At 66.6% G+C, this 14,978-nt stretch carries 12 protein-coding genes; 1 reads left to right on the top strand and 11 read right to left on the bottom strand.

Going from position 1 to position 14,978, the window contains the following annotated elements; all coding sequences use genetic code 11:
- The first annotated feature begins 196 nt into the window (after positions 1 to 196).
- Positions 197 to 2,203, top strand: coding sequence for a CHASE3 domain-containing protein (locus J7643_11800; GenBank protein MBO9541263.1), 2,007 nt, complete (start codon positions 197 to 199; stop codon positions 2,201 to 2,203).
- A 50-nt stretch (positions 2,204 to 2,253) separates the two neighbouring features.
- On the opposite strand, the gene J7643_11795 is transcribed toward J7643_11800, so the two are convergent.
- The 11 genes from J7643_11795 to J7643_11745 form a co-directional block, all read right to left on the bottom strand.
- A complete protein-coding gene (locus tag J7643_11795; protein ID MBO9541262.1) occupies positions 2,254 to 4,233 on the bottom strand; it encodes a hypothetical protein in 1,980 nt (659 codons plus the stop codon).
- Positions 4,234 to 4,243: 10 nt separating this feature from the next.
- Positions 4,244 to 6,097: a hypothetical protein gene (locus J7643_11790; protein MBO9541261.1), complete on the bottom strand. Its 1,854-nt coding sequence runs from the start codon at positions 6,095 to 6,097 to the stop codon at positions 4,244 to 4,246.
- A gap of 22 nt (positions 6,098 to 6,119) precedes the next feature.
- A complete protein-coding gene (locus J7643_11785) occupies positions 6,120 to 6,407 on the bottom strand; it encodes a hypothetical protein (GenBank protein MBO9541260.1) in 288 nt (95 codons plus the stop codon).
- 153 nt (positions 6,408 to 6,560) lie between these two features.
- Positions 6,561 to 7,784 carry a hypothetical protein gene (locus J7643_11780; protein ID MBO9541259.1) on the bottom strand — a complete coding sequence of 408 codons (1,224 nt, stop codon included), beginning with the start codon at positions 7,782 to 7,784 and terminating at the stop codon, positions 6,561 to 6,563.
- A gap of 165 nt (positions 7,785 to 7,949) precedes the next feature.
- Complete coding sequence (locus tag J7643_11775; GenBank protein ID MBO9541258.1) at positions 7,950 to 8,555, bottom strand: hypothetical protein; 606 nt, start codon at positions 8,553 to 8,555, stop codon at positions 7,950 to 7,952.
- 118 nt (positions 8,556 to 8,673) lie between these two features.
- The gene (locus J7643_11770) at positions 8,674 to 9,486 is read right to left on the bottom strand and encodes a hypothetical protein (GenBank protein ID MBO9541257.1); all 813 of its coding nucleotides are present in this window, start codon (positions 9,484 to 9,486) and stop codon (positions 8,674 to 8,676) included.
- Between the two features lie 50 nt (positions 9,487 to 9,536).
- Positions 9,537 to 9,926, bottom strand: coding sequence for a hypothetical protein (locus tag J7643_11765; protein ID MBO9541256.1), 390 nt, complete (start codon positions 9,924 to 9,926; stop codon positions 9,537 to 9,539).
- Positions 9,927 to 9,947: 21 nt separating this feature from the next.
- Positions 9,948 to 11,741 carry a hypothetical protein gene (locus tag J7643_11760; GenBank protein ID MBO9541255.1) on the bottom strand — a complete coding sequence of 598 codons (1,794 nt, stop codon included), beginning with the start codon at positions 11,739 to 11,741 and terminating at the stop codon, positions 9,948 to 9,950.
- Positions 11,742 to 11,934: 193 nt separating this feature from the next.
- Entirely contained in the window at positions 11,935 to 13,185 is a 1,251-nt protein-coding gene (locus J7643_11755) for a hypothetical protein (protein MBO9541254.1), read from the bottom strand.
- Between the two features lie 112 nt (positions 13,186 to 13,297).
- Positions 13,298 to 14,026 (bottom strand): hypothetical protein, encoded by a 729-nt coding sequence (locus J7643_11750; protein MBO9541253.1) that lies wholly within the window; start codon positions 14,024 to 14,026, stop codon positions 13,298 to 13,300.
- A 222-nt stretch (positions 14,027 to 14,248) separates the two neighbouring features.
- Positions 14,249 to 14,965, bottom strand: a complete 717-nt coding sequence (locus tag J7643_11745; GenBank protein ID MBO9541252.1) for a hypothetical protein — start codon at positions 14,963 to 14,965, stop codon at positions 14,249 to 14,251.
- Between the last annotated feature and the right edge of the window lie 13 nt (positions 14,966 to 14,978).

The raw sequence follows: 14,978 nt of genomic DNA, 5'->3' as shown, positions 1-14,978 counted from the left end.
GATAGGTTTTGAGAACCAGCGGGAACAAACGAGCAGGAATCGATGTCCATTAGATTGGATTGATTGCTTGTTTGTTTTTCATGACACGATTCTCGTTATCAGAAGATTTTATGAATCTTATGTTGATTTGTTGATAGGTAGCGATTCCGTCGACGCGACGCGCCCGGGACCGCGGATGGAAGAAGGAGACTCGAACATGCGTTGGACCGTCTTTCGCAAATTGATGCTCGGTTTCTCGAGCGCGCTAATCCTGATGGCCTTCATCGGGTTCACCGGGCACGAGAGCGTCAACAAGCTCACCGAGGAGTCGCGTCTGGTCATCGACGACGCGATCCCCGTGAGCAACGCGACCCGCCAGATCCTCACCGAGATGCTGAACATGGAGACCGGGGTCCGTGGCTACTTGGTCACGGGCGATGAGCGCTTGCTGGAGGCCTACAACCGGGGGCACTCCAACCTGGAGGCGTCGCTTGCGACCCTGGACAAGGAGAGCGTCGGCCATCTCGCTCTGCAGCAGCTGATTGCCGAGGCCCGTCCCAAGATCGATAAGGTCGAGGCCTTCCTCGCCGAGATGGTCGCGCACGGGCGCCAGGGCCGCATCCAGGAGGCCCGCGCCCACCTGAGGGACGGCAAGGTCCTGATGGATGACTTCCGCGCGACGTTCTCCCAGATGGACAAGGAAACGGACCGGATCGTCAACGGTGCCTGGGAGCGGGTCAAGGCCGAGAACGAACGCGCTCACCTCGTCCTGCTCGGGGTCGGCGGCCTCGCGTTGTTCGTCACCATCGGGGTGGCCCTCTTCATGGGCGGCCGCTTCACCCGGGACCTGCGCGCGCTGGGGCAGGCCGCCGAGGCGATCGCCGGTGGTCGCCTCGACGTGAAGGTCGCGGTGCAGTCGACCGACGAGATCGGCGATGTGGCCAAGAGCTTCCGCCAGATGGTGCGGCAGCTCGGCAGCATCGTCGGTGAGGTCCGGGTGGCGGCGGACGTGGTCGCGAGCGGCTCGCACCAGATCGGTTCGGCCAGCGCCCAGCTCGCCGCCACGGCCCGCTCTCAGGCGGCCTCCGCCCAGCAGACGGCCGGTGACATGGGCGAGATGGCCGTCGCCATTCACCAGGTCACGGAGAACGCCCAGGCCGTGGCCGAGGGGGTCGAGGAGACCTCCAGCTCCATCGCCGAGATGACGGCTTCGATCCGTCAGGTGGCGGGCAACGCCGAGCGTCTCGCCGCCTCCACCCAGGAAACCTCGGCGGCCATCACCGAGATGGCGGCCTCGATCCAGCAGGTCTCGGGCAACCTCGCCCAAGTCCATCAGGCGGCCGCCGGTGCGACCGGGGCTGCACGCGAGGGTCAGCGCGCGGTGGACGAGACCATCCAGGGCATGGAGGCGATCACCCAGGTGATCGGCCAGGTGAGCACTCAGATCGCGCAGCTCGGCGATCGCTCCAAGGAGATCGGGGCCATCGTCGAGGTGATCGACGACATCGCCGAGCAGACCAACCTCTTGGCGCTCAACGCTGCCATCGAGGCAGCCCGGGCCGGAGAGCACGGCCGCGGCTTCGCAGTGGTCGCCGACGAGGTCCGCAAGCTCGCCGAGCGCTCGGCCAAGGCCACCGGCGAGATCGCAAGCCTCATCAAGGGCATCCAGGCCGAGAGCGTGGCGGCCATCGAGGCCACGGCGCGCGGCAACGAGGCGGTCCACAACGGCACCCGCCTTGCGCGTTCGGCCGGTGATGCGCTCGGCTCTATCGTCGCTTCCATCGGCGAAGCGGGAGGGCTGGTCGCCCAGGTCGTCGAGGCGGCTGGCGAGCAGGCTCGCACCGCCACCCAGATCACCCGGGCGGTGGACCAGATGAACGCCCTCACCCAGGAGGTCACTGTCGCGGTCGGCGAGCAGGCCAAGGGCTCCGAACAGATCGTGCGGGCCGTGGACCAGATGAGCCGCATGACGCGCGAGGTCTCGGCCGCTTCGACCGAGCAAGAGGCGGGCAGCGAGCGTGTCGTCGCCTCGGTGGGCCAGATCAACCTCGCCGCGCAGGAGTCGGCGGCGGCCACCACCCAGATCTCGCAATCGGTCGAGGCCCTGCAGGAACAGGCGCGTGCCCTCCAGGCGGCGATCGCCTTCTTCCGGAGCGAGGCGGGAGCGCCGCCTGTTGGCCAGGCCTCTGGCGCCGTCGCCCTCGTGCCTGCCGCACGAGCGTAGTATCCCAAGAAAAGCCCCCCGGCAACCGCCGGGGGGCTTTTTCATCTTCGTCAGAACCCGAATTGCCGGTTCAGCTTGCGTACCACGTGGTTGACCGAATCGCAGAAGTAGACCTCGCCGTTCGGCCCCATCGCGAGGCCCGAAACGTCCTTGAGCAGGGCTTCGCGGGCCTCTGCGTCGCCTTCCTGGCCGCCGCCGCCCGCGGCGGTGTCGACAAGGCCGGTCTGCAGGTCGATGACGCGCACCCGGCGGTTGAGCGAGTCGTTGAAGTACAGGTACCGGCCGTCCTTCGAGACCGCGAGGCCGCCGTAGGGTACCTCGGGGGTGTTGAACGGATCGACGAGGTTCAGCAGGGCGTCCTTGGCCGGGCCGCCGTCGCCTCCTAGTCCGCGCTTGTCCTGGCCGCCCATCAGGAAGCGAATGGTTCCTTCGCTTGGCTGCAGCGGATCGAAGGTGATCTCGCGGATGGCGTTGCCCAGCGCCTTGATGTCGGGGTCCGTTTCGTCGGGGTTCGAACCTTCCCAGACGTAGAGGTGATCGAGGCCGTTCGCCCCCTTGCGCCAGGCCACGTCGAAGGGGCGATGGATCACGGCCGCCGTGGCCTCTTGCTCGGGGGTGGCATAGCCTACGCGCAGCTCTGCGGGGATGGTGCTCTTCTTCTTCGCGTCGAAGCTCTTGATGCCCGCCACGGTGGAGACCTGGCCCGTCCCGACGTCGACCCGGCGGATCAGGTTGTTGCGGCGATCGGCCAGGTAGAGATTGCCTTGGTCGTCGGTCGTCACCCCGGCGACGGCGTTGAAGGTCGCCTCTCCGATCGGCCCATCACTGTGCCCAAACTCGCCTGCTGGGTCTCCCAGGATGTAGGAGTGGCCCGCCGCCAAATTCATTCGACCATAGTAGTTCCCGGACTCGCGGCACAAGAAGACCAGGACGTTGGTCGGCATGCTCCCACCCTGCAGGGTGACGATCACGTTGCCCTTGGGATCGCAGGTGACGTCATGAACCGCGGGCAGCAAGGTTTCCGAGAACGGAGCGCCGTCCGGTGATAGCTCCGGAAGGGTCACTGAGCCGTCGCCCATGAAGCCGCCGATGAAGGTGCTACTGCCGTCCGGCTTCACCCAGCGGATCCCGTGGTGATTCTTTTCGGCGATGAACAGATTGCCTTGCGAATCGCACGCAACGCCTGACGGCAGGTGCAGGCCGAGCCCCGTGGCGGGCCCCGAATCTTGGAGCACGCCGAGTGCGTAGTTGCCCGCAGCAGTCGAGAGCGCGACCAGGCGGCGGCCCAGGAGATCGGCCCAGCCATCGCTCAGGGCCTTGCTGCGCGAGCCGAAGGCGGCCAGGTAGACCTTGTTCATGGCATCCGCCTGCCCGATGGTCAGGTCGGGGATGGGGAGCGTGCCGTTATCCAGCAGCTTCTGGGTTTCGGCCACGAGCCCGGGGAGCTTGTCGAGCGCACCCGGGTAGTCGGCCATGGTTCGGCCAGCCTTCTTGGCCTGGGCCCGGAAGAACTCGGTGACGTAGGTGCTCGCCACGCTGACGTCGACGCGGTTTTCTCCCTTCTGGGTGAAGGTGTAGCCCACCATGCGCCGGTTCCCCGAGAGCATGGCGCTGACGATGACCTGCTTGTCCGTGGGCAGCACCGTCGGCAGGCGGTAGGCGCCCTTCGCGTCGGTGGTCGCGACGATGCGCTCGCCCTTGAGGTTGTTGTAGAACTTCTCGTCCGGGTTGAGGAGGTAGATGAGCGAATTGGCGAGCGCCTGCTCGGCAAGGGCGCTGATGCGGTAGCCGCCCGCGTTGTTGGAGATGAGCCCCCCGGCGTTGTTCGAGATGAGGCCGCCCGCGTTGTTCGAGATCAGCTCGACGGGGACGCGCACGTTCCCCACGAAACCCGCCGTGTTGTTCGAAACCAGTGACGCCTGGTCATTGGGGTCGCCCGTTACCGGGCGCGCCACCAGCTCGGGGCTGCAGCCGAGCAGCCCGAAGGACAGGCTCAGGGCCAAGAGGCTGTGCAGATGGGAACGTCTCATGATGAACCCCTTAAAGTCCGAATTTCAGCCAGAGGCGGCGCAGCTTGTTCGAGCGCCCGTCTGCTATCAGCAAGTTGCCGTCCTTGTCGAAGGCGATGCTCGCCACCTCGCCGAGTCCCGCGCGGCGCGAGTCGCCGACGGCGCTCGCAACTCCCGGCTCGGTGCCTGCGAGGGTGTAGACCTTCTGACCGTCGAACATGCGCACGCGGCGGTGGTCCTGGTCCGCGATGAACATCCGGCCCTGCGCGTCGAAGACCACCTTGTGCGGGTAGGCGAGGGTGGCTTTCGCCTTGGGGACCCCCTCTGGCGAATCGAGGTCGGTGAAGCCCTGCGCCTTGCTTTGGGAAGCCTTGCCGTCCTCGAGGGCGCCGGGCGGCTTGAGCATGTTGCCGTACGGCGTCAGGCTCGCGAAGCCGAGGACCGTCTCGGTCGGGAACGAGGGGTTCGAAAGGTCGATGCGCTTGATCCGGTGGTTGAGGGTGTCCGAGACGTAGAGGTAGTCCTTGCCCCCTACGGTCTGCAGGGTGAGGTTGCTGGGGTAGTTGAAGCGCGCGGCCGAGCCATTGGGCGCCTGGGCGTCCTGGCCTGGGACGAAGGTGGTTGCCTCGTTGCGATCGCCAGCGATGACTTCAAGGTTCGACGCGAACATTTCGCCGTTATCGTCGAACTCATAGTCACCGGGCGCGTGATAGCGCACGACCTCGTTGGTGCTGTCGCTCGTCGCGTAGAACCAGCCATCGCCATCCTTGAATGCGAGGTCGAAGGGCGTGAAGGGCAGGGTATCATCGGCGGTCGTGCCGCTCTCGAACCAGAGCGAGTTGTTCTCAAGCAACGCATCGGGATCGTTGGGGGTGGGATTGAACGGCGTCAGGAGGTCGAAGCCGTAGTGGCTGGAGCCTGCGGCCCCCACGTGCAGCGTGTCGCCGATGGCGAGCATGCCGCCCACGTAGTCGATCCACTTGTTGCGCGGTGCCTGGGTGATGGTCTCGGAGGAGCCGTCCGGCCTGAGGCGGACGATCTGCAAGTCGAAGTTGTTGAAGCCAGCCGTGTAGAGGCTGCCATCCTCGGCCACATGGACCGAAAGGGCGTTGAGCCCGGCCGAGAGCCCGGCATCCACCTCGTCGATCAGCAGCGGGCGATAGCCGAGCAGGCGCTTCCAAGCATCGCTGAGCGCCTGGTTGTCGGCGCCGAAGGCGCGGACGTAGGCGTGGCGCATGGCGGGGATCGCGTTCACCTCGAGATCCGGTACCGGCATCTTGCCGCTCGTGATGAGCTCGCGGGTCAGGCCAATGATCTTGGGCAGCTCGGTGGTGAGCGCCGAGTAGTCGGCCATGGAGCGCTTGGCCAGGCGGGCCTGATCGCGGAAGAACTCCGCGACTACCGTGGTGGCGAGATCCACGTCGTAGGTGTTCGCGCCCTTGTTGGGGATCATGAAGCCCACCAGGCGCCGGTTCTGAGCAAGCAGGACCGTGACCACGACCGGCACATCGGCCGGAGCCGCCTTGAAGGCGTAGCGGCCCTGGTCGTCGGTGACGGTGAAGATCGCCTTGCCGTCGTCGCCCGCGTAGAAGCGCTCGTCAGGCGCCGTCAGGTAGACCACCGTCTGCTGGGCGGGAGCCTCCTCGTAGGCCTGGACGCGGTAGCCCGCGACGTTGTTGCTGACCAGCGTCGCAGGGCCACGGATGACGCCCGCGAGGCTCGCCGTGTTGTTGGAGACGAGGGTGTCCTTCTTGCCGCCCACGGCGCCGAACGAAGGTGTGTCCGAGTTGCCGACTCCCGTCATGCTGTTCAGCGGGAGGCATCCTGCCAGGGTCGCGGCGAGGACGAGCGAAAGGAGGCGCCGGGAAGCGTGGGGGGGGTGCATGGTCATCCCTTCTCTGGAGCTTCTAGCCTTCTAGCTTGGGGGCGCCGAGGCGACCGCCGGCGGCATCGCCCTTGGGCTGCTTGAGCCATCCCAGCTCGTGTCTGCCGGGAAGCTTTCCCGTCACGAGCGTCGCCCACGGCAACGCCCCCATATCCGCGCTCTGGGAGGTCTTCTGAGGCCGCGCCTGGTACCGATCCTGGGCGGTGCTCGGAGCGGGTGTCGGAGCGCCGTTCGGCTTGGCAGAGGGCGCCTTCGAGGGCTTTGCGAGCGTGGGAAGGGAGCGGGTGTTGCGCGTGCTGATGTTGAGCATGGGAATGACGCTCCTCTGTTGGTCGGGCGGGCGAGGCCGAGCAAGCAGGCTGAACTCATGCCTGTTTTACCCGGAATCGCTCGCTTTCATAGGGCGGGCGGAAGCCTCGGGTTGCCTGGGGGCGTGCAGGATCATCCCTATCGTCTGGTCGCGCTAGCCTTGTTGTGCGCGGGCACCGAGGCGCCCGCCCTTTTCGGGCACGATGAAGGAGCCGCTCTCGTCGCCATAGATCTGCCATTGCGCTTGTTCCTGGCGCTTGACGGTGTCTTGATCCAGATGATTTCGATCGAGGGTGGCCCGCACGACCAGCGAGTTGAACTGGGCCGATGAGAGGGTCTCGTGCTTGCCCGTGGCCGGATCCCAGATCGCGACGCCCTTGTCGGAGATGCCGGTGACCGCCACGGAGTGGAGGCCATCCTCCGAGCGCATGGTGACCTTGATCGCGCCCTGGTGGCCCAGCGCCTGCTTGATGGCGGGCAAGAGGTCGGTGCCCTGGTTGGCGTACATGGTGAGGTGATCCGAGCCGATGATCCCGTCGTAGAGCGCCTTGACCTGATTTGGGTTGAGGCCGCTGGGGCCCGCATCACCTGAATCGCCCCCGCTCCAGTAGGCGGGCCGCCCGGCCACGCGCGCCTCGAAGGAGCGCTGCAGCATGGCGCTGAGATCGGATGGAATGAATATCAGGTCGGTCTTCGAGCCGAGCTGCAGGGTGTCGGGATTGGGTCCGCCGGGGGGGCCGGGGATCCGGGCCTGCCCCTTGGTCACGAGCTCGGTGGCGATCCGGGCGTAGTCCGCCGGCTGGGTATAGGCGAGGGTCGCCTCGAGGGTCGCCTCCGCGCAGTGGGCGGTGCCCTGCCCCTGCATGACGGATGCGGGGTCGGCCAGGGCCGTCACGAGTTCGCGAGCGAGCTTGTCCTTGCTCGTCCGGCCTTGCAGGGCGTCGTTGAGCGGCGCCTGGTTGAAAGCGGCCAGGTGGTCCATGAGCCCTTGCCCGAAGGCGTCCTTGGCCGCGAACTTGCCCTGCGTCAGCAGCTGGGCGAGACGGGTGGCCATCTCTTCGGCTTTCCCTGCGCCGTTACCCTGAATGGTCGTTTCGAAGAAGGTCTTGAGCGTGGCTTGCTCGGTTTCGCTCAGTTGCTGGTATTCGGGCGTGTTCGCGAAGGGCGCTTCGGGCCCATGCGACACCTCGGCGCTCTCCCACGGAAGCGGCCCCATGTCGCCGATCTGGGGAGTCTGAGCGTGCGCCTGGTACTGATCCACCGTGACAGACGCCGCGGCCGGTGGCTCGGCGGCCGGCTGAGCGGTCGGCGTCGAGATAGGCCCGACGAGCGGGGGCAGAGGGCCCGTTTGGCGCGTGCTGACGTTGAATTGGCTCATGGGGCGGGTCTCCTCCGGCTGACAAGGCGGGGCTAGGCGAGCAAGCTGAGCTTATGTTTGTTTTACCCACAATCACCCGTTGTTCTTGGGTGTTCCGGATCCGGCTCGGAAGAGCAGCAGCAGTTTGGCGCCTGGGCGTGGGATCATGCCTTCGGCTGGGAGGCTTTAGCCATCTTGTGCGCGGGCGCCGAGGCGGCCGGCCTTCGAGGGCCCCCTGGAGACGATCTCCGCGATGTCCGCAGCGGAGAACGCGCTGGGGGCCGCCGCAGGGGGCAGCAGGGACGGCAAGAACTCGCGGGCGAGCTTCCCCTTTGCCGCCGCTCCGTCCGGGCCCGCCGGGAGCGGCTTCTGGTTGAAGGTGGCCATGAGATCCAGGGCTCCCAGGACGGTGATCCCCCCGACCGAGGGGTCGCGTGGTGCCAGCAACTGAGCGAGCTGGGCCGCTATCTCGTCGGCATGCGCTGCGCCCTCACCCTGGATGGCCGTTTCGAAGAAGGCCTTGAGCGTGGCTTGCTCGGACTCGCTCAGTTCCTGATATCCGGGAGTGTTCATGAAGGCCGCCTCGGGCCCTTGCGGCGTCTCGGCGCTCTCCCACGGCAGTGCTCCCATCTCACCTCCGAGAGGGATCGGGCTGCCCCCCGCGTACTGGTCCATCACGGCGCCCGGCATGGGCGACGGATCGACGGTCTGTGGGGCCTCGGGGGCTGCACCTGGAGCGACGAGCGGTGGCAGGGGGGCCGTGTTGCGCGTGCTGATGTTGAACATGCTCATGGGGCGGTCTCCTCTGTCGATCGGGCGAGGCTAGGTGAGCGAGCTTATGGTGGTTCTAGTCGTGGCTAGGTGAGCGAGCTTATGGTGGTTCTAGCCGTGGCTGCTTGTGGGGGCGGGCCTAGTCGAGATCTTCCTGTACGTCGGTTTCCGTTACGTCGGTTTCCGTTTCCGCGATCGGGGCCGGTAGGGCCGCTTCCGGGGAGCGGCGGTTCTTGAGCTTGGCCATCGCCTGGGTGATCATGCCTGGCGCCGCGGATTGGGCCTTCTGGAGCCACTCGATGCCCTGCTGCAGGACCGGTTCGACCGAGGCGAGGCGGGGGGTCCCCTTGAGGAGCTGGGCGAGTTTATCGAGCGGGGCGGCCTCGTCGGGTGTCGCCTGGTGGGGAGCGAGCGCGCCCGTGGGGCGCAGAGGCTTGGTCGTCGCGGGTCCTTCGAGGGGTGGGAAGAGCGGTTCGAAGAGCGGAACGCCGCGAAATGACAGGCAAAAGTTGTAGAGCGGGTGGATCGCGCCGCGAAACTTGGAGAGGCTGAACCCTTCGACGCGCCCGATCGCGAGATCTGCGGCCAGGAACTGGGCGTGGACCTCCTGGGCCTCCTGAAAGCTCCTGGAAGCCACCTGGTACTGTTGCACGGCGATCCGGGCCTTGCGCAGCACGTCCGGGCGGCTGGTGAGGAGCTGGGTCATCTGGAGGGTGAACTTGCGCTCGCCGGCGGACACCCCCGCGAAGACCTCGTCGTGCGTTTGCTCGGAGCCCGGGCATGCGGCAAGGGCACGCTCGACAGCTTTTATCCGGGGCTGCATGGAGCGCAAGAACGGCTCGACTTCGGCGATCGCCTGGGCGAGTTCGGCGCTGCGCAGAGGAGCGTCCGGCCGCGCGCCCGCCAGGGCGCTCGGATCGATGGGCGCGGTGTGACGCGACCGTTGCAGCACGTCGGTCTGCCGGCGCGGTTGGGGTGGTTCTTGAAAGGCCATGGCGATGGTTACCGGGAGCGGCGCTCGGTGGGCAACAGGGCTGCGCCTTCGCCGTCCAGGAACAGGCGCTGGAGATCGCCGAGCGGCATGCTCTCTAGCCCCGTTCCCTCGACGCGACGCTCGGGGATCGTCGCGTTGCCCGGCAGGATCGTCCCCACGGCAAGGGATTGTGGCGAGCGGGCATTGTAGTAGACCACGCGATCCTGAGACAGGTGCTTGAGGACCACCTCGTGGCGCTCAGGCGGAGCGTCCGGGTGCTGCCATGGCAGTTCGAGGATCACGTCCCCCTTGCCGGCCTTCAGGGTGCTCAGGACCGCCGCCCAGTCACGGGTCTCGTCCATCGGAGCACCCGTGAGGTTTTCGAGCATACGGCGGGTTTGGGTCAGCAACTGGTTCATCGAGAGGCCTCCGGGTTCAGCCTAGGCTAAGGTCGAGGTGATCAAGTTCGCCTGGAAATCCGCGCGCGACATGACGATGTCGCCGTTGTCGTTGAGGACCTGTCGCCTCGGGCCCATGGCGGCGCTGCCGTCCTCGTCGCGGCCCCAGGGGTTTCGCAGGTAGACCTTGTCGCCTTCGATCTTGGTCACCAGCATCTCATGGCCTGTGTGCATGCCGCTTATCGCCCATTTCATGCCGACGGGCACCTCGATGCCGCGGGCCGTGCTCTGGGCGATGCGCGCGACGATCGCGTCCGAGTTGCCTTTGACCGTCTGGAATGCGCCGTCACGACCGTTCGTGACGTCGTTCATCAGCTTGGTCACGTCATCCTGGGTCAAGCCGCTACTGCCGTTCGCGCGCCGATCCGTCGCGTTGTTGTAATCGCCGAGCTCGGAGCGATCCATGGCGGCCGTCTGGAACATGCGATCGACGTGGTTGCGGGTGCTGTTATCGCGCGCAAGCGAGCCGGGATCCAGCAGCAGCTTGTTGCCGCTTGCCATCTGGGCCTCTCCTTCGCACACCAGGTCGGATACCAGGCGGGCGTACTCGGCGGGATGGTTGCTCGCCATGTAGTACTGGACCGTGGTCGCCGCGCAGGTCCCGCGGTCGGCCTGATGGATGATGCCGGGTTCGTCGAGCTCTTGCACCAGGTTGCCGAGGATCTCGCCGGTGGAGATGCCCAGGCGCGGCAGCCTGCTGTCCACGCCTTTCTCGGCCATGTCGTAGAGGTGATCGAGCGTCGTTTTCTTGCCCGAGAGATCCTTTTGATCCAGCTTCTCGCCGAGCTTGTCCAGCACCTTTTGAATGGGTGCCGGGAGCAGGGATTTGATCTTTGCGAGCAGCCCGGGCCGATCCGGCCGTGCGTCGCCCCCGCCGGCCTGCACGGGGCTGGGGGCGGGCTCAGGCGCCGGCGTCGGAGCGCTCACAGGCGGCTTCGGTTCGGGAGCCGGGGTGGGACCCACGACCGGGCGGCTCGGTGCAGGCGCCGGGGTCGGTCCAACGACCGGTCGGCCAGGTGTAGGAGCTGGGGTCGGACCGAAGACGGGGCGATTCGGCTCAGAAGCCGGGGTGGGGCCAATGACCGCTTGGCCTGGCGTAGGCGCCGGAGTGGGGCCGAAGACGGGCCGAGTCGGCTCAGGAGCCGGGGTGGGACCAATCACCGCTTGGCCTGGTGCAGGTGCCGGAGTGGGCCCGAAGACGGGGCGAGCCGGCTCAGGGGCCGGAGTGGGACCCACGATGGCACGATTCGGCACGGCTGGGGTGGGGCCGATGACGGCACGATCTTGTACGGCTGGGGTCGGGCCCACGACGGCGCGATTCGGCACGGTCGGGGTGGGGCCGACAACGGCACGATCTGTTACGGTCGGGGTGGGGCCGACAACGGCACGATCTGTTACGGCCGGAGTGGGGCCGATGACGGCACGATTTGACACGGCCGGCCCTTGGGGGCGCTGCGGAGCGAATCGCTCGGCGAGCCGGACGAGCAGCAGCCCGTTGCGCGTCGGGACCACCTGCCAGCGCTGACGCTGCAGGTTGTTCAGCACCAAGACGCCGTAGGGGGTCTTGATGCGCAGGGCGCTCGTGAAGGACTGAGGGCCCGTATCCCAGGGCAGGGCGCCCATCGTCCCCTGCGGGGTGGTGGGAGATGCGACGAAATTTCGATCTCCGACGGGGCCCGAGACGCTCGCGGCCTCTTGGCCCGCCGGGGGTGCCGACGATTTTGCGACCGGCCGAAGCAGCGCTGAGAGCGGCGAATCGATCTTTTTCAGGCTCATCGGACGGGTCTCCTCGGCGGCAGGGCCTGGGACTGAGCGGGCAATCCTTGATGTTATCGCGTCAAAACAGGTAGCCTATGTGCAACTAAATGGGGATTTAGCAAAGCGCTAATAAAGTGGAAATAGGGCCGCTCAGCAAGAAGGGTGCGGTCCCGCAGAGGGGCCGCACCCTTCGACGTCTTGGAGCCGCGGGTTAGCCGTCTTGGCCGCGCCCGCCGAGGCGACCGCCTCCTTCTTCGGTGAGGCTGTCCACCACCTCCGTGATGGTCTTGATCGGCGATGAGATGGCCTCCACGATCCCATCGACCAACCCGCTCTTGGGGGCTGAACGTTCGATCATGGCGCGGGCTGCCAGCGAGTTGAACTCCTCCGAGGACATGGTCGTGCGCTCGCCGCTGCGCGGATCCCACAGCGAGACGCTGTCGCCCGAGATGCCCGTGACGGACATCGAGTGGAGGTAGCCCTCCTGGTTGCGCATGGAGACCTTGACCGAGGGATTTTCCGTGTTCTGCTTGGCGAGCTCTTCCTGGATGGTGGGCAAGAGGTTCTCGCCCTTCTTGGCGAAGACCGTGACGTGGTCGGTGCCCAGAACCCCGTCGTAGAGGCTCTTCACCTGATTGGCGTTGAGGCCCTTGTCCCCGCCGAGCGAGACGATGGCGCTCAGGATCCCCTGGAAGATGCTGGTCACGTGTTTCCCGAAGGAGTCCTGCATCATGGAGCCGAGCGCGGAACGGCCGTCGCGCGAGCCGCTCGTGCTGAGCTTCAGGGTATCCGGGTTGGGGCCCTTGGGGCCGCCGGGAATGCTCGCCTCACCCTTGGTCGCAAGCTCGGTCGAGATCCGGACGAAGTCGGCCGGGTGGCTGTAGGCGAGCGTCGCCTCCATGGTCGCCTCGGCGCAGTCGTCGAGGCTCTGGCTCTGCTTGACCGATTCGGGGTTTGCCAGCGCCTTGAGCAGATCCTGGGCGAGCTCGGCCTTGCTCGTGCCCGAGAGCGAGTCGTGCAGGGGGCTCTGGTTGAAGGTCTCGAGGTAGCCCACGGCGCTCTTGCCGAAGGTGTCGTTCTGGGACAGTTTGCCCGACTCCAGCAGGGTCTGGACGTCCTGCTCGATCTCACCGAGCTTGGTGTCGTCGACACTGCGCGATGCCGTGTCGAAGAGGGTCTGGACGGTCTGCTGATCGGCTGCGCTCAGCTTGTTGAAGCTCTCGCTCTTGGTGAAGGCGGCGGGGGCCTTGGGTGCTTGCTGGGGCGCCGGAGCCCGGCCGGCCAGATCCCAGGGCAGGGCGCCGAAGTCGAGGGTGCGATCGAGCATGTCTCGAACCAGGTTCCGATCCGAGCTCGGAGCGGCGGCGGGGGCGCTCGGGGCCGCCGGGGCTGGGGCGGCGCTCGTCGGCGCGGTCGGCCGAATGATCGGCGAAATTGGCGAGTCGACGCTGTTCAGGTTCATCGCGGCCTCTCCTCTGGCAAAGGATGTGACATGAAACGCGCGGGCAAACTTAGGGGCAATATACCCGCTTCCATGCTGGAGCGGGCAAGGCGATCAAACTTTTGACGAGGATTTAATGGTCCTCGGGTCGCGGGGAGCCGCCGAGGACCTTGACGAGCCAGTCTCCGAAGCGCTGCATCGTGGAGAGCGGCGGGGCCTCCGGCACGGGAGCGGTGTTCTTGAGCTCCTGGGTCTTGGTGGGCGAGCCGAGCGTGTTGAGTGGCCGGGTCGCGGCCGGGCCGCGGTTGCGAGGGAACAAGCTCTCGAGCAAGGGGATTCCCTCGAAGGTCATCGCAAGGTTGTAGAGCGGGTACAGGGTCCCGCGAAACTTGGTAACGCTGAAGCCCGTGACCTGGCCCGCTTCGAGCTGGGCGGCGACGAGTTGGGCGTGTGCCTCTTGGGCGATGGCGAGATCCTGTTCGGCTTGCTGAAACTGCTGGCAGGCGATCCGCGCCCGGCGTGCCGCTTCGGGGTGCTCGGAAAGGATCCGCGCCAGTTGCAGGGTGAAAGCGCGCTCGCCTTCCGAGGCTCCCTCGAAGAGCTCGTCGAAAGAGGGGCGGTTGGGGGCGTTGGCCGCGTCCGCCCGGGAGATCGCCGTGATGCGCGGCAGCAGCGTCGCAAGCAGCGGCTCGGCCTCTGCGATCGCTTCGGCGAGGGCTGCGCGCTGCGTGGGCGTTTCAGCTGCTGAGATCGCGTCGGACGCAGGTGCCCTGCTGGCGAACGTGTCGAAGGACGCCGTGCCGTTCGGACGACGCAGGGCCTGGGTGTCGCGTCGAGGATCGGACCCCTTCTGGGACGACATGAACGATCTCCGTACGAAGGGCAGGGATGCGATGACGCCAGGTCCCTGGTTTTGTACCCGGACCTCGTGCAGGATCTATCACATGGCGCCCTTATCTACGAAAAGCGACGACTTTTATCGCGGAAACCGCGTTACGATGCGTGCTTCAGCGCGTGTTGGATCGGGTGGCGACGTCGTTCAACGCCCTGGAAGGCCCTGAACTCGGCCTTCTGCGCCGGCGGTTCACTCCAGGTTGAAGTCCAGGGTGGAGAGGGTGTTGGAGCTGACGGTCACGCTCGAGGAGCTGTCGCTTGTGGTGGTCATTTGTCCGACGACGCGCTCGACCAGGACCGAATAGTTCGTGCCGGCGGGCAGCGTGAGGCGGGTGGTGCCTTTGTAGTTGCCCTGATGGACGGAGATCCCGCCGCGCGTCACCGTCACCCGGTAGGCGTCCGATGAGAGCAGGGGCAGCGCCGGTGAGAACTGTAAGCGCAGCTGGCCGTTGTCGGTGATGATGATCGGGATCGAGGCCGTTCGGCTCGAATCGCCGACGGCGACCGCCTTGATGACGGTCGAGCCGGCAGCGGCTCCCGGCAACACGCGCAGCGTGCCGTCAGCGTCGAGCCGCAGGCGCGCATCCGAGATGCTCCAGGTGATCCCCTTGGGATCCCGCTGGCCGTTGCTCAGCACGGCCTCGGCGCTGATGGTGGCCGCTGCCGCGAAGCCCACGGGTGTGTTGCCGTCCACGTCGGGGGCGTTCAGGGTCAGGGTGGCGGGCGTGACGCTGACGTGACGGACGGTCGGACTTCCACTCGTCCCGCTTTCCACCCGGCCGCTGGGGTCGGGGGGAGTGGTTATCGGGTTGTTCTGGATCGGCAGGAGGACGGCGTCATCCTCGGGCGCGCAGCCGACGAGCATGAGCAAGGCGATGAAGACAGAGAGCAGGGTGAGCCTGGGCATGGGGGTTGCCTTT

It is taken from the genome of bacterium (assembly GCA_017744355.1).
Classification (GTDB): Bacteria; Cyanobacteriota; Sericytochromatia; order S15B-MN24; family UBA4093; genus JAGIBK01.
The sequence above is the reverse complement of the archived record's forward strand: the minus strand, read 5'-3'. Positions and strand labels throughout refer to the sequence as shown.